At 75.8% G+C, this 19651-nt stretch carries 21 protein-coding genes; 7 read left to right on the forward strand and 14 right to left on the reverse strand.

Features of this window, described 5'->3' with window-relative positions:
- Positions 1 to 52: 52 nt before the first annotated feature.
- Together Ae505Ps2_RS14670 and Ae505Ps2_RS14675 are read left to right on the forward strand one after the other, a co-directional pair.
- Positions 53 to 826, forward strand: coding sequence for a cyclase family protein (locus Ae505Ps2_RS14670; protein WP_075307480.1), 774 nt, complete (start codon positions 53 to 55; stop codon positions 824 to 826).
- Positions 827 to 829: 3 nt separating this feature from the next.
- On the forward strand, positions 830 to 2437 hold the full coding sequence (locus Ae505Ps2_RS14675; protein WP_075307478.1) for an NAD(P)/FAD-dependent oxidoreductase: 1608 nt from the start codon (positions 830 to 832) through the stop codon (positions 2435 to 2437).
- Between the two features lie 122 nt (positions 2438 to 2559).
- On the opposite strand, the gene Ae505Ps2_RS14680 is transcribed toward Ae505Ps2_RS14675, so the two are convergent.
- The 6 genes from Ae505Ps2_RS14680 to Ae505Ps2_RS32025 form a co-directional block, all read right to left on the reverse strand.
- A complete protein-coding gene (locus Ae505Ps2_RS14680; RefSeq protein WP_075307476.1) occupies positions 2560 to 3849 on the reverse strand; it encodes an aromatic acid/H+ symport family MFS transporter in 1290 nt (429 codons plus the stop codon).
- Positions 3850 to 4013: 164 nt separating this feature from the next.
- Complete coding sequence (locus Ae505Ps2_RS14685; RefSeq protein ID WP_139318774.1) at positions 4014 to 4250, reverse strand: hypothetical protein; 237 nt, start codon at positions 4248 to 4250, stop codon at positions 4014 to 4016.
- A 48-nt stretch (positions 4251 to 4298) separates the two neighbouring features.
- Positions 4299 to 4499: a hypothetical protein gene (locus Ae505Ps2_RS14690; protein WP_139318773.1), complete on the reverse strand. Its 201-nt coding sequence runs from the start codon at positions 4497 to 4499 to the stop codon at positions 4299 to 4301.
- A gap of 228 nt (positions 4500 to 4727) precedes the next feature.
- Entirely contained in the window at positions 4728 to 5432 is a 705-nt protein-coding gene (locus Ae505Ps2_RS14695) for a response regulator transcription factor (RefSeq protein ID WP_233147609.1), read from the reverse strand.
- Complete coding sequence (locus Ae505Ps2_RS14700; RefSeq protein WP_075553708.1) at positions 5429 to 6358, reverse strand: histidine kinase; 930 nt, start codon at positions 6356 to 6358, stop codon at positions 5429 to 5431. The genes Ae505Ps2_RS14695 and Ae505Ps2_RS14700 overlap by 4 nt, the downstream gene beginning before the upstream one ends.
- The gene (locus Ae505Ps2_RS32025; protein WP_075553709.1) at positions 6355 to 6561 is read right to left on the reverse strand and encodes a hypothetical protein; all 207 of its coding nucleotides are present in this window, start codon (positions 6559 to 6561) and stop codon (positions 6355 to 6357) included. Before Ae505Ps2_RS32025 ends, Ae505Ps2_RS14700 begins: the two co-directional genes overlap by 4 nt.
- Positions 6562 to 6665: 104 nt before the next feature.
- On the opposite strand from Ae505Ps2_RS32025, the gene Ae505Ps2_RS14710 reads away from it, so the two are divergent.
- The 5 genes from Ae505Ps2_RS14710 to Ae505Ps2_RS14730 all read left to right on the forward strand — a co-directional run bounded on the left by Ae505Ps2_RS14710 (position 6666) and on the right by Ae505Ps2_RS14730 (position 11404).
- Positions 6666 to 7607 carry an ABC transporter ATP-binding protein gene (locus Ae505Ps2_RS14710; protein WP_043277435.1) on the forward strand — a complete coding sequence of 314 codons (942 nt, stop codon included), beginning with the start codon at positions 6666 to 6668 and terminating at the stop codon, positions 7605 to 7607.
- Positions 7604 to 8377, forward strand: coding sequence for an ABC transporter permease (locus Ae505Ps2_RS14715; protein ID WP_075307470.1), 774 nt, complete (start codon positions 7604 to 7606; stop codon positions 8375 to 8377). Before Ae505Ps2_RS14710 ends, Ae505Ps2_RS14715 begins: the two co-directional genes overlap by 4 nt.
- Before the next feature lie 131 nt (positions 8378 to 8508).
- Entirely contained in the window at positions 8509 to 9927 is a 1419-nt protein-coding gene (locus Ae505Ps2_RS14720; RefSeq protein WP_075307468.1) for a fatty acid desaturase, read from the forward strand.
- On the forward strand, positions 9927 to 10118 hold the full coding sequence (locus Ae505Ps2_RS14725) for a ferredoxin (RefSeq protein WP_020622593.1): 192 nt from the start codon (positions 9927 to 9929) through the stop codon (positions 10116 to 10118). The genes Ae505Ps2_RS14720 and Ae505Ps2_RS14725 overlap by 1 nt, the downstream gene beginning before the upstream one ends.
- A gap of 71 nt (positions 10119 to 10189) precedes the next feature.
- Positions 10190 to 11404: a helix-turn-helix domain-containing protein gene (locus Ae505Ps2_RS14730; protein ID WP_075307466.1), complete on the forward strand. Its 1215-nt coding sequence runs from the start codon at positions 10190 to 10192 to the stop codon at positions 11402 to 11404.
- A 262-nt stretch (positions 11405 to 11666) separates the two neighbouring features.
- Here the strand turns inward: Ae505Ps2_RS14730 and Ae505Ps2_RS14735 are convergent, their stop codons facing one another.
- The 8 genes from Ae505Ps2_RS14735 to Ae505Ps2_RS14765 all read right to left on the reverse strand — a co-directional run bounded on the left by Ae505Ps2_RS14735 (position 11667) and on the right by Ae505Ps2_RS14765 (position 19403).
- Positions 11667 to 12572 (reverse strand): hypothetical protein, encoded by a 906-nt coding sequence (locus tag Ae505Ps2_RS14735; RefSeq protein ID WP_075554241.1) that lies wholly within the window; start codon positions 12570 to 12572, stop codon positions 11667 to 11669.
- Between the two features lie 355 nt (positions 12573 to 12927).
- Entirely contained in the window at positions 12928 to 13110 is a 183-nt protein-coding gene (locus tag Ae505Ps2_RS31220) for a hypothetical protein (RefSeq protein WP_139318772.1), read from the reverse strand.
- A 66-nt stretch (positions 13111 to 13176) separates the two neighbouring features.
- Positions 13177 to 14277: an MSMEG_0565 family glycosyltransferase gene (locus Ae505Ps2_RS14740; protein WP_075307464.1), complete on the reverse strand. Its 1101-nt coding sequence runs from the start codon at positions 14275 to 14277 to the stop codon at positions 13177 to 13179.
- Between the two features lie 3 nt (positions 14278 to 14280).
- Positions 14281 to 15114 (reverse strand): carbon-nitrogen hydrolase family protein, encoded by an 834-nt coding sequence (locus Ae505Ps2_RS14745; RefSeq protein ID WP_075312088.1) that lies wholly within the window; start codon positions 15112 to 15114, stop codon positions 14281 to 14283.
- A 1-nt stretch (position 15115) separates the two neighbouring features.
- Entirely contained in the window at positions 15116 to 15982 is an 867-nt protein-coding gene (locus tag Ae505Ps2_RS14750) for a carbon-nitrogen hydrolase family protein (protein WP_020623658.1), read from the reverse strand.
- A complete protein-coding gene (locus Ae505Ps2_RS14755) occupies positions 15979 to 17505 on the reverse strand; it encodes an MSMEG_0567/sll0787 family protein (RefSeq protein ID WP_233147608.1) in 1527 nt (508 codons plus the stop codon). The genes Ae505Ps2_RS14750 and Ae505Ps2_RS14755 overlap by 4 nt, the downstream gene beginning before the upstream one ends.
- 2 nt (positions 17506 to 17507) lie before the next feature.
- Positions 17508 to 18698 (reverse strand): MSMEG_0568 family radical SAM protein, encoded by a 1191-nt coding sequence (locus Ae505Ps2_RS14760; protein WP_083695735.1) that lies wholly within the window; start codon positions 18696 to 18698, stop codon positions 17508 to 17510.
- A 186-nt stretch (positions 18699 to 18884) separates the two neighbouring features.
- Positions 18885 to 19403 (reverse strand): MSMEG_0572/Sll0783 family nitrogen starvation response protein, encoded by a 519-nt coding sequence (locus tag Ae505Ps2_RS14765; RefSeq protein WP_020623507.1) that lies wholly within the window; start codon positions 19401 to 19403, stop codon positions 18885 to 18887.
- Positions 19404 to 19651: the final 248 nt, after the last annotated feature.

Consider the following 19651-nt stretch of genomic DNA (forward strand, 5'->3'; position numbering starts at 1 on the left):
GCATCGGTGCGACGAAGCTGTCCGGCACGTCCCGACCGACCTGGAGGTCCCCGTGTCCGTCCTCTCCGCCCTGCTCGACGCCGCGCGTTCCGGCTCGGTCCGGGTCGTCGACCTGACGACCCCGCTGCAGGCCTCGACGCCGATCCTCGAGCTGCCCGAGCCGTTCGGCCAGACCGCGCGGTTCGAGCTGGAGGAGATCTCCCGCTACGACGACCGCGGCCCGGCCTGGTACTGGAACAACATCCGCACCGGCGAGCACACCGGCACCCACCTCGACGCGCCCAACCACTGGATCACCGGCAGGGACGGCCTCGACGTCTCGCAGGCGCCGCTGTCGACCCTCGTCGCGCCGGTCGCGGTGATCGACCGGACCGCCGAGGCCGAGAAGGACCCCGACTACCTGCTGCAGATCGCCGACGTCGCGGCGTGGGAGGCGGAGAACGGCCCGCTGCCCGCGGGCGGGTGGCTGCTGCTGCGCACCGGGTGGTCCGCCCGCGGCGAGGACGGGGCGGCCTTCGCCAACGCCGACGAGAACGGCCCGCACACCCCGGGCGTCGCCCCGGAGTGCGCGCGGTGGCTGGCGCGCGAGACCCCGATCACTGGCCTGGGCGTGGAGACCGTGGGCACCGACGCGGGGCAGGCGCCGAACCTGGAGCCGGCGTTCCCGTGCCACTCCGAGCTGATGGGCGCGGACAAGTGGGGGCTGACCAGCCTGCGCAACCTCGACCAGCTCCCGGCCACCGGCGCGGTGCTGGTGGTGTGCCCGCTGCCGATCGTCGGCGGCTCGGGCAGCCCGGCGCGCGTGCTCGCACTGGTCGAGGGCTGAGCCGTGCACGCCACGTACGACGCCGTCGTCGTCGGCGGCGGCATCAACGGTCTGGCCGCGGCCGCCCGACTCGCCCGCGGGGGCTGGTCGGTCGCGCTCGTCGACGACCACGACCGGGTCGGTGGGTTCGTCGCCGCCGAGGAGCACGACGGGTTCGTCCACGACACCTGGTCGAGCTGGCACCCGCTGTTCGTCACCGGCCCGGCCTACGCCGCCTTCGGCGACGACCTGCACCGGCACGGCCTCGCCTACGCCAACACCGACGGCCCGCTCACCGCGACGGTCGCGGGCGACGGCTCGGTCGCGCTCGCCCACCGGTCGGTCGAGGCGACCGTCGCCGGGTTCGCCGAGGCGGCCGACCGCGACGCCTACCGCGCCATGGTCGACCGGTTCGGCGCGCACGCCGCCGGGATCGGCGGGCTCCTCGGCGCCGAGCTGCACGCCCCCGGCACGCTCGGCCCGGTCGCGACGCTGGCCCGCGCCGCGGGCGTCGCCGGGATGGAGACCTACGCCCGCGACGCGCTGACCTCCGGCCGGTCCTGGATGCGCGCCCGGTTCACCGGTCCGGAGACCGACCGGCTCTGGGCGCCGTGGCTGCTGCACGCCGGCCTGGCCCCGGACTCCGCGTCCGGCGGGCTCATGGTCCCGATCTTCGCCGCGACCATGCACGGTGCCGGGCTGCCGGTCGTCACCGGCGGGGCGGGCCACTTCCTCACCGCCTGGGAGCGGTTGCTCGACGAGCTCGGCGTCGCGGTGCACACCGGCTGCCGGGTCGAGCGGGTCACGGTCGCCTCCGGGCGCGCGACGGGCGTCGCCGGTGACGGGTTCGCGTTCCGGGCGCGGCGCGCGGTGCTGGCCTCGGTGACCCCGCCGGCGCTCTACGGCTCGCTGCTCCCGCCCACCGTGGTGCCGCCGCCGGTGGCCGACGCCGCCGCCCGCTACCGCCCGGGTCGGGCCGCGATGCAGATCCACGTGACGCTGTCCGGGCCGGTCCCGTGGGCCGACACCCGGCTGCGCGAGGTCCCCCTGGTCCACGTCTGCGACGGGTCCGACTCGACCGCGATCGCCTGCGCCGAGGCGGAGGCGGGGCTGCTGCCGCGCCGGCCGACCGTCGTCGTGGGGCAGCAGCACGTGCTCGACCCGACCCGGGTCCCCGAGGGCGCCGCCGCGCTGTGGCTGCAGCTCCAGGAGCTGCCCTTCGCCCCGGTCGGCGACGCGGCGGGCGAGCTGGACACCGCCGACGGCTGGGACGCCACCCTCACCCAGGGCTACGCCGAGCGGGTCCTCGACCGGGTCGCCGCGCACGCGCCGGGCCTGCGCGAGCTCGTCGGCCGGGTCGACGTGCTCGACCCGACCGCGATCGCCGCGCACAACCCGAACGCGCTGCGCGGGGACCCCTACGCCGGGTCGGCCGAGCTGGACCAGAACTTCTGGTGGCGGCCGTTGCCGACCTCCGGCGGGCACGCGACGCCGGTGCCCGGGCTGTGGCAGATCGGCGCGTCCACCCACCCCGGTCCGGGGTTGGGCGGGGCGTCGGGGTTCCTGGTCGCCGACCGGCTCGCGACCCCCGGGCCGGTGGCGCGGCTGCGCTCGCGCCTGTCCGGGCGGTGACGCCGGGCCGTCGGTGATCGCCGGGAGTGGAGTGCACGGGGCGGCGCACTGCGCTGCGCGCTCCACTCCCGGCGATCATCCGGTGGTGTCGACGGTCGCGCGCGGCCTGCGCACGTGCCCCGTCACGGGTGCGTCGCGGCGCCCCGCGGCACCAGCACCATGACGATCGCGCCGAGCACGGCGGGGATCGCGAAGGCGAGGAAGTTCGCGGCGAACCCGGCCCCGGTCGCCATCACGACGCCGCCGTAGAGCGGACCCGCGATGGCCCCGATCCGGCCGATCCCCAGCGACCAGCCGAGCCCGGCGGCGCGCAGGTGCTCGGGGTAGAAGGTGGCGGTGTAGGAGTTCACGATGATCGTCGTGCCGATCGTGCAGGCCCCGGCGACGGCGATCAGGCCGAGCAGCACCGGCGTCGGGAAGCGGTTCATCAGCAGCAGGATCGACGCCGCCGCGGTGAGGAACATCCCGGTGACGACCGGGCGCGGCCCGATGCGGTCGGCGAGCGCCCCGAGCAGCGGCGCCCCGACGATCGCGCCCAGGTTGAGCGCCAGCAGGAACGCCAGTGCCCCGCCCAGCGGGTAGCCGGCCTGGCGCATGATCTGGGCGAGCCACGTGTTGAGGCCGTAGACCAGCAGCAGCCCGAACCCGGTGCCGACCCAGAACAGCAGCGTGCCGCGCAGGTGGTGGCGGTCGAGCAGCGCACGCAGCCCGGCGCGGCCGGCACCGGGCGGGGCGTCGTCGGGGACCGGCATCCCGTAGCGGGCGGCCAGCGCGGCCGCCTCGGCGCGGCGACCGCGCCCGACCAGGTAGGCCACCGACTCCGGCAGCGCCACGGCGACGACGAGGAGCAGCACCGCGCCGACCCCGGCGCCGATCCAGAACAGCGCCCGCCAGCCCAGCTGCTCCAGCAGCACGATCCCGGACAGCGCCGCGACGACGCCGCCGACGGAGTAGCCGGAGAACATCAGGGCGTTCGCCGCGTTGCGCCGCCCGGCCGGGGCGTACTCGACGGTCAGCGCGATCGCGGTCGGCACCACCCCGCCCAGCCCGATGCCCGCGACGAACCGCAGCAGGCCGAACACCTCCGGGGACGGCGCGAGGGCACAGAGCGCCATCGCGACCGAGAACCAGGCGATGCAGATGATCATCAGTCGGCGTCGGCCGATGTGGTCGGTGACGGTCCCGGCGAGCAGCGCGCCGACGAGCATGCCGACTAGTGCCAGTGACCCGATCCAGCCCGCGGTGCCCGCGTCGAGCGCCCACTCGCCGGAGATCAGGGTGGGCAGCACGGTGCCGTAGACGATGAGGTCGTAGCCGTCGACGACGATCGCCGTCCAGCACAGGGCGATGACCCAGGCGCGGGAACGGGTCCCGGTACCCGGTGGTGCGGAACGGTCGGACACGTCGGTCATTGGTACCTCCTGGGACGGCATCGTCGAGAAGGCACCTTATGTCGGTTGTGTTCCGTACGTCACCGTCGGGACATGACGCAGTGCGTCCGGGTCCGGTCGGGCTGCGTCCGGACCCGGACGACCGTGCCGGGGCCCGCGGGGAGCGCCCGATGGGCGGGACGGCCTCAGTCGGTGGGGGCGTCCACCCCGGTTCCGGCGTCGCCCGGCTCGCCGGCACCCTCGACGGGTTCCGGCTCGGCCGAGCCCTCCGACGTGGTGTCGTCCGAGGACTCCTCGCGGTCGGCCTCGGTGTCGCCGGCGTCGACCCGCTTGCCGAGCACGCGTTCCTCGAGTTCGTCGAGCGCACGTGCCGGGTCGATCGGGGGACTCGCGCGTCCGGTGTCGTTCTCGTCGTCGCTCATCGGGCGGGGGTACCCGGACGCCCGGCTCCCCATGCCGGAGCGGGCGGCTCAGAGGCCTGCGGTCGACTGCTCCAGGCGGGCCCTGGCCAGCCGCTCGACCAGCTCGGGCAGCGCACCCACCGGGCTGCCGCGCAGGTCGTCACAGGCCTGCGCGACGGCGGCGACCACGGCGTCCCGGCTGACGGCCGGACCGAGCTCGTCGATCAGCCTGCTGACGGCGTCGGTGGCCCGGGCGAGGTCCGGCGTCACCGGAGGCCGCCGGCGGATCGGCGGCAGGCGCCCGTCCGACGACGACACCGACGGAGTCCGGAACGGAGGACCCTCTGTGTGTCGGTCATGACGATCCTTCCGTCGATCCTCACCCGGCTGAGTGAGGGTTACCCGGGAACGGGCAGCTCAATCGCGTCGGAACGGGTGACACCCGTGACCACGGAGCGCGATCGTGACCCGCCGCCACGTCACCGTCGGACGGCCGGGTCAGGCCCCGTCCCGGCCCCGTGGCGGGTCGAGCAGGCCGTGGTGCAGGGCCCGCAGCACCGCGCGGGTCCGGTCCCGCGTGCCCAGTTTCAGCAGCACGCTGGACACGTGGTTCTTCACCGTGCCCTCCGCCAGCACGAGGACCTGCGCGATCTCACGGTTGCTGTGCCCGGCGGCGAGCAGCCGCAGCACCTCGACCTCGCGGGCCGACAGGTCCTGCGGGGCGACGCCGGAGCCGTCGTCGGCCGGGGGCGGGCCGTCGCGCACCGCGCGCAGCAACCGGTCGGTGACGGCCGGGCTGATCAGGGTGCCGCCGTCGGCGAGGGTCCGCACCGCGCCGACGAGCTGGTCGAGGGTCACGTCCTTGAGCAGGTATCCGCGGGCCCCGGCGCGCAGCGCGGACAGGACCAGCTCGTCGTCGTCGAAGGTGGTGAGGACGAGCACCGGCACGTCGAGCCCGCGCGAGCGCAGCTCGGCCAGCGCCCACAGCCCGTCGTGACGGGGCATGCGCAGGTCCAGCAGCAGCACGTCCGGGTCGTGCTCGACGACGGCGGCCACCCCCTCCGCGCCGTCCCCGGCCTCGGCGACGACCTCGACCCCGTCGGCCAGGCCGAGCAGCCCGCGGATGCCGTGCCGGACCAGGGTCTGGTCGTCGACGAGCACCACGCGCACCGGCCGGCCACCGGACGTCGTGGGCCCGGTCACGGCAGCACCGCCGTGACGACGAACCCGCGCGGTGCGGCGGGGCCCCAGTCGACCGACCCGCCGAACGCCTCGGCCCGTTCGGCCAGGCCGCGCAGCCCGTTCCCGGGGACCACGTCGGCGGCGGGGCCGCGGCCGTCGTCGCGGGCGGACAGCCGCAGGCCGCCGCCGGGGACGGGGGACAGGTCGATCCACACGGTGTCCGCGTCGCCGTGCCGGATGGCGTTGGTGAGGATCTCCTGCACGCAGCGGACCACCGCGAGGGTCCGTTCCTCGTCGGCGGCGACCCCGTCGGCGACGTACACGTGCACCACCGGGCGGGGCAGCTGCCCGGCGATCCTCTCCAGGGTGGCCGCCAGGTCCGGGGCGCGGCCGCGCAGCTGCCCGACGGTCGTGCGGACGTCGGTGAGCAGGTCACCGGCCAGCGTGCGGGCCCGCGCGACGTGCCCGCCCGGGTCGGCGCCGGTGTGCGTGGCGATCTCCAGCTCCAGGGCGAGGGCGGTGAGCTGGTGCCCGACGAGGTCGTGCAGCTCGCGGGAGATCCGCAGCCGTTCCTGTGTCCGGCTGGTCTCGGCGAGCGCGGCGCCCGCGGCCGCGAGCTCGGCGTGCGCGGCGGCCAGCCGCCGTCGTGACGCCTCCTCGCGGTGCAGCGTCACGAGGAGCAGCACCGAGGCGCTCTGCAGCAGCAGGTAGATCGCGCCGGTCACCGCCGCGACCTGCACCGAATCCCCCGCGATCAGCGTCGCCACCGCGGCCACCCCGACGTTGACCACGACGATCGCCGCGGTGACCCGGCCCGGCAGGTGGTAGGTGGAGATGGCCGCGGTCACGACCAGGAAGATCGGCAGCCAGCCGAACGGCGCGCCGATCAGGACCAGCGCCGCCGCGGCGACCACCATCAGCGCGAGCAGCGCCCGGGTCGCGGTCACGCCGACGACCTCGTCCAGCCAGCCCCCACCACCAGCGCGACGAGGAACGCGGCGTAGGCGACCCACCACAGCCACGGCGGGCCGAGCGGGCTCGCGGCGCCGGCGGCCTGCTCCAGCGCCACCGGGACGGCGAGGACCCCGCACAGCACACTCATGATGAGTCCGGCCACGACGTTCGGGTCGATCCGGCGCACGTCGGACACGGTAGGGCACGGTGCGGCGGGGTCCCCAGTGCCGGAAGTCATGGCCCGGGTTCACGACGTCCGGCACTGACCCCGGCCCCGGTCCGGCCGCCACTGTGACCGGCATGGATGCGATCGAGGTGCACCGGCTGCACAAGCGCTACGGCGAGACGGTGGCCGCCGACGGGGTCGACCTGTCGGTGCCCGCGGGGTCGGTCGTCGGGCTGCTCGGACCCAACGGGGCCGGCAAGACGACGACCGTCGAGTGCGTCGCGGGGCTGCGCGCCCCCGACTCCGGCACGGTACGGGTGCTCGGGCTGGACCCGCGCCGGGACCGACGCGCCGTCCGCGCGGTCCTGGGGGTGCAGCTGCAGGAGGCCGCCCTGCACGACATGCTCACCGCCGCCGAGCTGGTGCACCTGCACCGGTCCCTGCACCGCACCGGGCGCGACCCGGTGGAGCTGCTCGAGGCGGTCGGGCTGTCCGCGCAGGCCGGGACCCGGTTCGACCGGCTCTCCGGCGGCCAGGCCCAGCGCCTGTCGGTGGCGCTCGCGCTGGTCGGGGCACCCCGGGTGGTGATCCTCGACGAGCTGACCACCGGTCTGGACCCGGCCTCCCGGGAGACCGTGCTCGACCTGGTGCGCGACCTCACCGCCGACGGGGTCGCGGTGCTGCTGGTCAGCCACCGGATGGACGAGGTCGAGCGGCTCTGCGACCGGGTCCTGCTGCTCGACGCCGGCCGGGTCGTCGCCGACGCCGCCCCGGCCGGGCTCGTCGCGGCGGCCGGGCTCGCGGACCGCGTCCGGTTCCGGACCGACGCCGCCTTCGACCGGGCCGCGCTGCTCGCCCTGCCCGGCGTCGCGGAGGTCTGCCGGGTCGGGCACGACGTCACCGTGACCGGCGAGGGCGAGCTGCTCGGCCCGGTCGGCGCGGAGCTCGTCCGGCAGGGTGTCGTCGCCACCGGGCTGCGTGCCGAGCGCCCCGGCCTCGACGAGGCGTTCCTGGCGCTGACCGGGCACCGGGTCCGCGCCGACCGCCCGGCGACGGCGGGGGAGGTGGCGGCGTGAGCGCCCCGGTCCGGTCCGGGCTGCCGCTCGCCGGGTGGCGGGCACTCGTCGCCGCGGAGTCCAGAATGGTCGCCCGGGACACCGCGGGACTGGTGGTCCCGCTGGTACTGCCGCTGCTGATCCTGGTGATGGTCGGCGCGACGGTGCCGGAGCTGCCCCCCGACGTGCTCGGTGGCCGTTCGGTGGTGGAGGTCGTCGGGCTCCCGATCGCGGTCGCCACGGTGCTCGCACTGGTCGGCATGGTGAACGTGCCGAGCTTCGTCGCGTCCTACCGCCGCGGCGGGGTCCTGCGCCGGCTCGGGGTCACCCCCGCGGGCCCGGCCCCGGTGCTGGTCGCGCAGGCGGTCGTCGGGGTCGGGCAGGTCGCGGCCGGTGTCGGCGTCGCGCTGGCGGTCGCGGTGCCGGTGTTCGGCGCGCGGATGCCCGCCGCGCCGTGGGCGGCGCTGGGCGGGCTCGTCCTGGGCACGGCGGCGTTCTTCGCGGTGGGGGCGCTGGTCGCGGCGCTGGCGCCGACGGCGAACGCGGCCGTCGCGGGCGGGGTGCTGCTGTTCTTCGCCACGGGGCTCCTGGGCGGCATGTTCGGCGACCCGCGGACGCTGCCCGGCCCGCTCGCCGAGATCGGCCGGACCCTGCCCTACGGCGCGACGTCGGAGCTGCTCGGCACGGCGTGGCGCGGGGTCCCGCCGGACACCGGCGCCGTCGTCGGGCTGGTCGTCGCGGTGTTGGTCGGTGCGGTGGGCGCGGTCCAGCTGTTCCGCTGGGACCGCTGAACAGGGCCCCGTTCGGTCCGCGGGACCGAACGGGGCGCCGATCTTCGGTCCCGACGACCGAGGAATCGCGGACCGATCTCCCTAACGTCTGCTCGCGACGTTCCGTCAGAGCCGACGCGAGGAGGAACCCGATGCGGACCTATGCACTGTCCGAACCGGTGAACGGTGAACACACCTGGCAGGACGGCAAGCGCTACGCCTGGCTGCTCGGCCTGCTGGTGCCGGTGCTCCCGTTCCTCGCGATCGGGCTGCACCTGGCCACCGGCTGGTCGGTGGCGCTGTGGCTGGGCCCGATCGTCGTCCTCGTGATCGTCCCGGTGATCGACCTGTTCGCGGGCAAGGACCCGACGAACCCGCCGGACGAGATCATGGAGGAGCTGGAGGAGGACCGCTACTACCGCTGGGTCACCTACGCCTACCTCCCGCTGCAGTACGCGGGCCTGTTCGCGGGAATGTGGTACATCGCCACCGCGGGCGCCCCGGTGGTCGGCAACATCGGCCTCGCGATCACGCTCGGCACCGTCGCCGGCGTCGCGATCAACACCGCCCACGAGCTGGGCCACAAGCGCGAGGACGTCGAGCGCTGGGCCGCGAAGATCGCGCTCGCCCCGAGCTTCTACGGCCACTTCTACGTCGAGCACAACCGTGGCCACCACGTGCGCGTCTCCACCCCGGAGGACCCGGCCTCGGCCCGGATGGGCGAGAGCTTCTACCGCTTCTGGCCGCGCACCGTGCTGGGCTCGCTGACCAGCGCCTGGCGCCTGGAGCGCAAGCGCTACGCCCGCCGCGACCGGCACCCGTTCCGGATCGGCAACGACGTGCTGAACGCCTGGCTGATGTCGGTGGTGCTCTGGGGCGCGATCATCGCGCTGTTCGGCTGGGGCGTGCTGCCCTACCTGCTGATCCAGGCCGTCTTCGGGTTCACCCTGCTCGAGCTGGTGAACTACATGGAGCACTACGGGATGCTGCGCCAGAAGGTCGGCCCGCCGGACCGCCGCCGCTACGAGCGCGTGCTGCCCGAGCACTCCTGGAACTCCAACAACATCGCCACCAACGTGCTGCTCTACCACCTGCAGCGCCACTCCGACCACCACGCGAACCCGGTCCGCCGGTTCCAGACGCTGCGCGACTTCCCGGAGGCCCCGGTCCTGCCGACCGGCTACACCGGGATGATGCTGGCCGCGACCGTCCCGCCGGTGTTCCGCCGGCTGATGGACCCGCTGGTGGTGGCCCACTACGACGGCGACCTGCGTTACGCCAACCTGCAGCCCGGCAAGCGCGAGAAGCTGCTCGCCGCGTACCCGCCGCCCGCCGACCCGGCCCCGGCCGCGGAGACCGCGGCCGACGTCACCCGGCGGGCCCAGAGCGACGCCGTCACCGCCGCCCGCTGCCCCGGCTGCGGCTACACCTACGAGGTCGCCGTGGGCAACGAGGCCGAGGGCTTCCCGGCGGGCACCCCGTGGTCGCAGATCCCCGACGACTGGTGCTGCCCGGACTGCGGGGTCCGCGAGAAGGTCGACTTCGTCGCGCTCACCACCGAGGAGGTCTGATGCGCATCGTCGCCGACCTCGACGCCTGCCAGGGCATCGGGATGTGTGAGGCGATGGCCGACGGCTGGTTCGAGGTGGGGGAGGACGACGTGGTCGTCGTCCGCGACGAGCACCCGCCCGAGTCCGAGCGGTCGCACGTGGACGCCGCCGTCCGCGCCTGCCCCGCCCGCGCGCTGGCCCTGGAGAGCTGAGCACCTCCGCGCGACGCCCGCCCCGCACCGGATCCCCGGAGCCGGGCGGGCGTCGCGCTACGGTCGGTCCCGTGTCGACGGTGACCGACCTGCTCGCCCGCCTCGCGACCGAGGTCCGCGACGACGTCGAGGCGCTCGGCGCCCGGGTGCTCGCCGAGATCGACGCCGGGTTGCCCGAGCTCGGCCGCGACCCCCGCGTGCGCGAGCTGCTGGTCGCCACCGTGCAGGGGTCGCTGGAGGGGGCGCTGGCCGTGCTGACCGGCCGGGCGCCGGACGAGGTGCCGCTGCCCCCGGTCGCCGGGGAGATCGCCCGCCGCCTCGCCCAGCAGGGGGTTCCGGTCACGGTCGTCCTGCGGGCCTACCGGCTGGGGCAGTCGGTGTTCCAGCAGGAGCTCATCGGCCGCATCGCCGGGTCCGGGCTGGGGACCGCCGAGGTCGGCGACGCCGTCGGCGCGCTCACGGCGGTCGCCTTCGGCTACGTCGACCGGGTCTCCGAGGAGATGGTCGCGGTCCACCAGGCCGAACGCGACGGCTGGGTCCGCCGCCGCGACGCCGCCCGGCTCGCGATGGTCGACGCCGTGCTCGCCGGGCGCGGCGGGACCGTCACCGAGGTCGAGGCGGCGCTCGGTCACCCGGTCGCGGGGGAGCACGCGGCCGCGGTGCTCTGGGTCGACCCGGACGCCCCCGATCCCGGCCGGGCCCTGGAACGCGCCGTCGCCGACCTCGGCGTCGCCCTGGGCTGCTCGCGGGCCCCGCTGGTCGTCGCCCCGGACGCGGTCACCTCCTGGGCCTGGTACCAGGGCGGGGGTGGCCCGGTCACCCTGCCGCCCGGCCCGGTGTGGGTCGCGCTCGGCGGACCCGGCCGCGGCCTCGACGGGTTCCGCGGCGCGCACCGCCGGGCCCGCCGGGTGCAGGAGGTCGTCACCGCCGCCGTTCCCGCCGCCCGACTGCCGGTCACCACCGCCGACGACCTCGGTCCGCTGCTGCTGCTCGACGCGGGCACCGACCTGCTCGCCGACCGGGTCGCCGAGATCCTCGGCGACCTCGCGATCGACGACGAGCAGCACGCCCGGCTCCGCGACACCCTCGCGGCCTACCTGCGCGGCGGCGGCAGCCTCGCCGCCGCGGCGGGCGAGCTGCACCTGCACAAGAACACCGTGCAGTACCGGCTGCGCCGCGCCGAGGAGGTGCGGGGCCGGCCCCTCGGCGACGACCGGCTCGACGTCGAGGTGGCGCTGCTCGCCTGCCGCGTACTCGGGTCGACGGTCCTGCGCCCGCCCGACTGACCGGGGTCCCGAGGCCGGTCCGCGGCGCTGATCCGCCGCGCTGATCCGCTGCGCTGATCCGCCGCAGCGCCGACCTGCCGGCGCACCGATCTGCCGGCGTCGCGAGGATCTGCCGGCTTCGCATCGATCTGCCGCCGCTGCGCGGACCTGCCGCCGCTGCGTCGATCCGCCGGCCGCGCGGTGATCCGACCGCCGCGCGGTGATCCGCTCCGCGCGCGCGTCCGGGCACGCGCGGACAGCGGATCACCGCGCGGGGTGCGGATCATGCTGCGCGGGGGAGACGGTGCGCGACGGCGGCGAAGTCGTCCAGGTCGTCCCAGGTCCAGCGCACGACCGTGCGCACCTCGGGGCGGGCCCGCAGGGCGTCCTCGCGTCGCTTCTCCCGGACGACGGCGTCCGCCGCGCCCTCTCCCGGACGCACCGACCGCCCGTACTTGCCCAGGCCGTCGAACTCCCCGATCACCCCGTGGTCCGGCCACCAGAAGTCGACGACGCCGATCCGGTGACCGCGGTCGTCGAGCACGGGGTGCTGCAGTACGGGGGTCGCCACGTGCAGGCGCGCCATCCGGACGCGGCTGCGCGACTCGCCCGGCCCGTCCGCGCGGGCGTCGGCGAACGCGACGACGGCCCGGGCCCGGCCGATCCCGTGGCGTCCGCAGGCGGCGAGCACCGCGTCGCGCAGACGGTCGGGCGTGACCAGATGCCGGTGCAGTGCCGCGTCGGCGACGGCCACGGCGGTCTCGAACGGCGCGGTGCGGGCCACGTCGACGACGGTGCGGGCCACCGACGTCGTCGGGATGCCGTCGACGTCGACGACCTCGCCGTCGGCCAGGGGTGAGGCGTGCACGCGCAGCCGCGGCCCGCCGCGCCCGCCGGACGGGCGGTCCCGGGTGACGTGCACCGTGGTCAGGGGGACGCCCCAGACCGGCAGGCCGTGCCGCACGGCGGCGGAGGGACCGCTGACCACGGCCCCGGGGGCGAGGGTGGGGAACGTCGCCTCCACCAGGGTCGCGTGCCGTGTGGAGGCGAACCGCAGACGCTCGTCGCCGGTCTCCAGGTACACGCCCGGACGCAGACCGGTCCAGCGACCGGTGCGCAGGGCGGTGCGGATCTCGGCCTCGGTCGTCCTGAGTCTCAGCAGGTCGCGGCGCAGCAGCGGTTCGTCCACGGTCCCGACCCTGCCCGGATCCGGCCACCACACCGGGACGGGTTCGCCTCCTGTGGAGCAATCCCACGATTGTGGACGGGCACCGGTACCGGTGATCCCCGGTGCGCGCGCTGATCCGCTCGGTGCGCGCATCCGGGCACGCGCGTGCAGCGGATCACCGTGCGTGCAGCGGATCACCGTGCGCACGGCGGATCACCGCGCGCCCGGCGCATCACGGCGCGAACAAGGGATCACCGCGCGAACGAGGATGCCCGCGCGGCGGCGGACCAGCGCAGGTACAGGGCGATCGGCGCGGGTACAGGCGGGTCACCACCGCGGGGGGCGGAGCGGTGCGCGACCGATGTGCGACCGGTGGTCAGAGCTCGCCGGCGAGCACCTCGTGGCCGCGCAGGCGGGGCAGCGGCAGCACGACGGCGTCGCGGTCGTCGCGGGTGGGGCGGGCGCAGTGCGGGCAGCGGGCCCCGGCGGCGTCGCCGTGGCGGGCGGCGCGGCACAGGGGCACGACGGTGGCCGCAGCGGGTGCCTCGTGAGCAGGCATCGGCGTACCCCCCGGACGTCGACGTCGTGTCGTCGCCCCAGGCTAGCGCAGTCGGTGTGTCCGCCGTCACCCCACGGTGGCGAGACGGGCGCGGTAGAGGTCCGCATGCCGCTCGGCCGCCGCCGACCAGGTGTGTGCGGCGGCCAGTGCCCGCCCGGCGGCCGCGCGCCGCGGGTCGGGGGCGGCCAGCGCGTCGGCGAGCGCCGCGGCGAAACCGGCCGGGTCGTGGGCGAACCGTGCCGCGTCGCCGAAGACCTCGCGCAGCACCGGCAGGTCCCGGGTCACCAGCGGGACCCCGGCGGCGAGTGCCTCCATCGCGGCCAGGCCGAAGCCCTCCTTGGCCGACGGGAACGCGAACGCCGCCGCGCCGGCCATGAGACCGGGGAGCGCGTCGTCGTCGACGGGGCCGAGGATCTCCGGGACGACGCCCAGCTCCTCGGCCCGGGCGAGCACCCGGGACCGGTAGTCGCGGTAGTCGAACAGCGTCTCGCCGCCGCCGATCACCAGGCGGGCCCCCGGGCCGAGCAGCGCCATCGCCTCCACCAGGTCAGCGGTGCCCTTGCGCGGCTCGATCCCGCCGACCGAGAGCACGTAGCGACCGAACCGGTCCCGCCACGGCGAGCCGGCGCCGGTGTCGGCGGCCCGGGCGAAGCGGGCGGCGTCGACGCCGTTGCCGATCACGGTCGCCTCCCGGCCCCAGCCGGCGCGCACCTCGGCGGCGACGGCCCGGGAGACGCACACCAGCGCCGCCGGTCCGACCAGGGCGCGTTCGTGGCAGGCGGCCAGCTCGGGGGTGCTGAACTCGTCGAGGTGGTGCACGGTGCGCAGCAGCGAGCCGTAGCCGTGCGCGCGACCCTCGGCGTTGGCGGACAGGCAGTCCTGGGCGTGCCGCACGTCGACGGGCGGGGCCTCGGCCAACCCGGCGGCCAGGAGGTCGATCGAGCGGAGGATGCGGGCGCCGACGGTCTCGCCGTCGATCTCGGGCACCTCGACCAGGTGCACCGCGACGCGGGGGTCGACGGCCCGGAAGAAGCCGGCGTCCCCGCCTCGGGCCAGTGAGAACACCGCGACGTCGTGCCCGGCGGCGGCGAGCGCCTCGGCCAGCGCGAGGGTGTGCACGACCCCGCCGCGCGGCTTGGTGGAGTAGGTGGACAGCCGGATCCGCACCGCTCAGCCCCGGTAGAGGTCGGGTCGGCGTTCCTTGAGGTGGTGCAGCACCGCGCGGGCGGAGCCGATCATCTCGGCGGGTTCGACGTCGGCGACGGCGAGCCCGCCCTTGGACCAGGTGCGGGCCAGGATGTCCCCGCCCGGCCCGACGACCTTCGCCCGGCCCAGGAAGTGCAGCGAGCCGTTGCGCCCGCTCTGGTTCGCCGAGAGCAGCAGCACCTGGTTCTCCGCGGCGCGGGACTGGTCGTACAGGTCGAACAGCCGGGCCTGGCGGTCCTGCGCCATCCGGGGAGCCCGGTTGGTCAGCGAGGTCGGCCAGGCCGACAGGCAGGCCAGCAGCTGCGCGCCGTCGAGCGCCAGGGAGCGGGCCGACTCGGGGAAGGTCTTGTCGTGGTCGATGAGCATCCCCATCCGGCCGGCGGGGGTGTCGAACGCGGTGAACCCGTCCCCGGCGGCGAACAGCCCGGCCACACCCGCGGGCTGGTGCACCTTCCGGTGCCTGCCGAGCACGCCGTCGCCGGTCAGGCAGACCGCGGAGTTCCAGCGGACCCCCGGCTCGGGTCCGGCCTCGCAGAACCCGACGCACACCACCATCTCCCTGGCGAGCGCGGCGACCGCGCGCACCTCGGGGCCGTCCGGGTCGAGCTCGGGCGGCAGCACCGCGTCGTCGGCCGGGTCGGGGCTGCGCAGGTCGTGCACGTAGCCGCCGAGCGCGCCGTCGGGCAGCACCAGCACGCTCACGCCCTGCTCCCGGGCGTGCGCGACGATCACGCCGATCCGCTCCAGGTCGAACGCGACGTCCCGGGTGAAGTTCGCGGCCGCCGCGGCGACACGCACCTCACACCCCCGCGCGGACCGGACCCGGTCCGTAGGCCGCCGGACGGCGGTCACGCAGGTGCCCCATCACGCGGCGGGCGGCGTCCACGGACTGGTCGACGTCGACGGTCGCGACGGCCAGACCGGCCTCGCTGCCGGTCGTCGCCAGCACCTCGCCTCCCGGGTCGACGATCTTCGCGCTCGCCACCAGCTGCATGTCGCCGAAGGTACCGGCCTGGTTCGCCGAGACCCAGACGATCTGGTTCTCCAGCGCCCGGGAGCGGTCGTGCAGGTCGAAGCGGCGGGCCCACCGGTCGTCGGCGAGCACCGGGGCCCGGTTGGTCCGCGACGCCGGCCACGCCGACAGGCACAGCACGGTCCGGGCGCCGTCGTCGGCCAGCGCGCGGGCCGCCTCGGGGAACGCCTTGTCGTAGCAGATCATCATGCCGGTGCGGCCGTACGGCGTGTCGAACGCGGCGAACCGGTCACCGGCGGCGTAGCTGGAGTTCTCGTTGATCGGCTGGTGCACCTTGCGGTGCCGGCCGAGCACCCCGTCACCGGTGACGGCGACGCAGGAGTTGTAGGGCAGCCCGCCGGACGCGTCGTCCCCGATCTCGCAGTACCCGGCCGCGACGACCATGTCCCCGGCCAGCGCGGCAAGCCGCCGGATCTCCGGTCCGTCCGGGTCCAGCTGCGGGGGCCGGTCGGCCGGGGTGCCGGGCACGTCGTGCAGCGACGACAGGTAGCCGCCCATCGCGGCCTCGGGCAGCGCGAGCACCTGCACCCCGGCCGCGCGGGCGCGGGCGATCGTGGCGGCGATCCGGTCGAAGTCCTCGTCGAGGTCACGGACGAAGCCCTGCGCGGCGGCACCGAAGGTCGTGGGCGTCATCGGGTCTCCTCAGGGTGGGGGGCGGGGGTGCCGGCGCGGCCCATGCCGGTGACGCCCGCGGCGACGGCCTCGGTCTCCTCGCCGTCCGGCCAGCGCAGCCGGACCCCGGCACCGGGGACGAGCTCGCCGCACTCGGCGGAGACCGCGGGACCGGCGTCGGGGGCGGGGGCGCCGGGGTCGTCCGCGGTGAGCAGACCGAACCCGGGGAAGCAGGTGAACCAGTCGCCCGCGGTGGCACCGTCGGGGCGGGGGACGGCGGCGACGTCGAGCACGGCGCCGACCCCGGAGGCCTCGGCGAGCATGCCGAGGGTTCCGGCGAGCCCGGCCATCGACACGTCCTTCGCGGCGGCCGGGCGGTGCGGTGCGTCCGGGCCGATGGCGCCGACGGTCGCGGCGAGCTCAGCGCGGGTGCGGGAGGTGGTCGAGTCCCACTGGCGTCCGGCGTAGCCGGGTCGCCAGCCGCCGCCGAGGTCGGTGGTGAGCCGCACCCGGTGCCCGGCTCGCCCGCCACCGGCGGGGACGGGCCGGTCGGTGCGCCCGAGCGCGGTCAGCGACAGCGACGCGGGCACGTCGAGCTGGGTGTGCCCGCCGAGCAGCGGGACGCCGTAGGCGGCGGCCGCGTCGCGCACGCCGCTCAGCACGCGGTGGGCGAAGGAGGCGTCCCGGGCGCCGACGGCGTCGAGCAGTCCGACGGGGGCGGCGCCCATCGCCGCGAGGTCGTTGACGTTGACCAGCACCCCGGCCCAGCCCGCCCATTCCGGGTCGCGCTCGACCATGGCGGGCACGATCGCGTCGCAGCAGGCGATCAGGTCGCTGCCCGGGACGGGGGCGCCGTCGTCGCCGACGAACCCGGCCGGGCCGAGCCCGCCGACCAGCGCCCCCAACGGGGCCTTGGTGGCGACGACGAGATCCTGGACGCGGGTCACCGGCCACCGCATCGTGACGTGCGGGGCCCCGGCGACCACGCTGTCGCGCACCCGGGTCCAGCCGAGCCGCTCGAACAGGACCGCGCCCGCGGCCTGCACGTCGGCGTCGAAGCGCAGGGCACCCGCGGCCTCGGCGCGCGCGCACGCGGCGCGGACCAGCGCGGCGCCGACCCCGACACCGGCGCGGCGGCGTGCGGCGGGGGCCACCACCAGCCTGCTGCCGGTCCACCACCCGATGTCGGGGTGGGCCGCCCTGGCCGGGCCGAGGCGTACCCCGCCGAGCAGGGTCCCGTCGGCGTCGTGGGCGAGCAGGACGACGACGCGGCCGTCGGCGTCGTGGTCGTCGAGGTCGGCGGTGGGTCGGTCGGGGAACAGGCCCTGCTCGACGCAGAACACCGCGCGGCGCAGCGCCCGGTACGCGGCGACGCCGGGGTCGCGCGCATCGTCGGCGCGGGCCTCACGGATCGTGATCGCGGGCGGGTCGCCCGCGCCGGTCGGGCGGCCGCCGAGCAGCTCGTCGGCGATCCAGCGCGGTGCCGGGGTCAGGTGCCGGGGTTTCCCGGTCACGAAGCGGGGGCGCGGGTCGGTGGTGCTCACGCTCAGCCCCCCGCCGCCGACAGGGCGCTGCACGCCCCGCAGGCCGCACAGCCCGCGGCCTGGTCGGCGCCGCGCATCCCGGCGGCGCGGAGCACCGCGGCGACCCGCTCGGTGACGTCGGCGAGCAGGTCCGGGGCGGGTGCGGGCACCCCGTCGGCGAACGCGAGGGTGCCGGGCAGCGGCCGGTAGGGGACGACGAACGGGTACACCCCGGCCGCGACCAGCTCCGCCGCGCCGGCGACGAGCTCGTCGGGGTCCTCACCGAGACCGACGATCAGGTAGGTCGACACCGAGTTCGGGCCGAACACCCGCACGGCCTCGTCCCAGGCCGCCCAGTACTGGGACAGCGGAACCGTGGCCTTGCCGGGCATCCAGCGGCGGCGGACGTCGTCGTCGAGGGACTCGACGTGGATGCCGATCGCGTCGGCACCCGCGGCGGCCAGCTCGGCGACCACGCCGAGGTCGTCGGGGGCGGGCGGCTCGCACTGGACCTGGATCGGCAGCGCGGGGACGCGCTCGCGGATCGCGCGCACGCAGCGCAGCAGGTGTCGGGCGCCGCGGTCGCGGCCGTTCGAGGTGCCGGTGGTCAGCACCATCTGACGCACCCCGTCCAGGCGGACCGCGGCCTCGGCGACCTCGGCGAGCTGGTCGGGGGTCTTCACCGCCGTCGTCGCGCCGGAGGCCAGGGACTGCTCGATCGCGCAGAACCGGCAGCGGTCGGCCTCGCCGTAGCGCACGCAGGTCTGCACCACCGTCGAGGCGAGCACGTCGTTGCCGTGCAGGCGGGCGATCTTCTCGTAGGACACGCCGTCGGCGGTGGTGAGGTCGTAGAACGCCGGCCGGGCGACGGTGTCGACGGCGACGCCCATGTCGGTCACGCCGCCGCCGGGCTCGCGGCGCAGCAGCCGTCCGTCCCGCAGCCGGTACGGGGAGTCGGCGACGATCGGGACCGTGGTCGCCAGCCCGTCGACGAGCACGTGCCCGTCCGCGGACGGTCCCGCCCCGCCGGGGCGGCGCAGCGGGATGACCGAGCCGAGGTCGGTCACGCCGGAGGGTCGGTCCGGCCGGGTGCCGGTGTCAGCGCCGGTGCCGGAACCGGTGTCGGAGTCGGTGTCGGGGTCGAGCCCCACGCCGCGGACGGCGAGCTCGGCGCGGGCCCGCAGACCGGGCTCGGTACGGGACGGTGCGGACATGCGGCGGACCTCCGTGGATGCGACGGCCGGGTGCGACGGGCCGGATGCGACGGGCCGGGTGCGGCGGGGCGACCGGTGCGCCCGGCCGCACCGAGACGCAGCCCACGGCGGGCGTGGCGGGCGACGGGGCGCCCTGTGCTGCATCTCGGTGCGGGATCCGGTACGCGACGGCGTCCCGCCGTCTCCTCAGAGCTGGTAGGTCGAGTTGATGATCGCGCCCTTGCGGGCGTAGTAGATGAGGGCGTCCTGGACGTCGAGCGGGTGCGTCGGGATGACGCCCTCGATCAGGTCCTCCTCGCGGGCACCGTGCAGCGACAGCCCGAAGCGACAGCAGTAGACCTTGCCGCCCTCGCCGATGAAGGTCTTGAGCTGGTCGTTGATGTTGTGCTCGCCGGGGAACGCGGACGTGCCGGTGGTCGGGAAGCCGCGGGTGGCCAGGCAGTTCAGCGAGCCGGGGCCGTAGAAGTACATGGCCGACTCGAAGCCCTTGCGCAGGGCACGGGTCGCCTGCAGCACGGCCACGAAGCTGACCGAGGACTCGTGGGCGATGCCGTGCACCAGGGTGAAGTAGGTCTCGCCGTCCTCGGCCTGCAGGTCGGGGAAGACCTTCGTCCCGCCGTAGATGCTTGAACCCTCGGGCAGCGAGGGGTGCGGGATCTCCTCGAGGCTCTTCTTCTCGACGTCGGACAGCTCGGCGCTGGTCATGGGGATGCTCCTCGTGGTGTGACGGATCCACGCCGGGAAACGTGTGCGTGGGAGCGCCGGAGAGGGAGAATGCGATGGGATCGGGTCCCACCGTTTCCGGCGATCACTACGACACCAGTGTTCTGTTGCCGGAACGTTGAGAGCGGACTACGACAACAATTCCGGATCGGCCCTGTGTGACCGTCGTGTTGCGTAACACGGGGCAATACTCCCGTCGTCCGAACGACACGATTCGGTAATGCGACGGG

The sequence above is a fragment of the Pseudonocardia sp. Ae505_Ps2 genome (genome assembly GCF_001932425.1).
In the GTDB taxonomy this organism is placed as follows: domain Bacteria; phylum Actinomycetota; class Actinomycetes; order Mycobacteriales; family Pseudonocardiaceae; genus Pseudonocardia.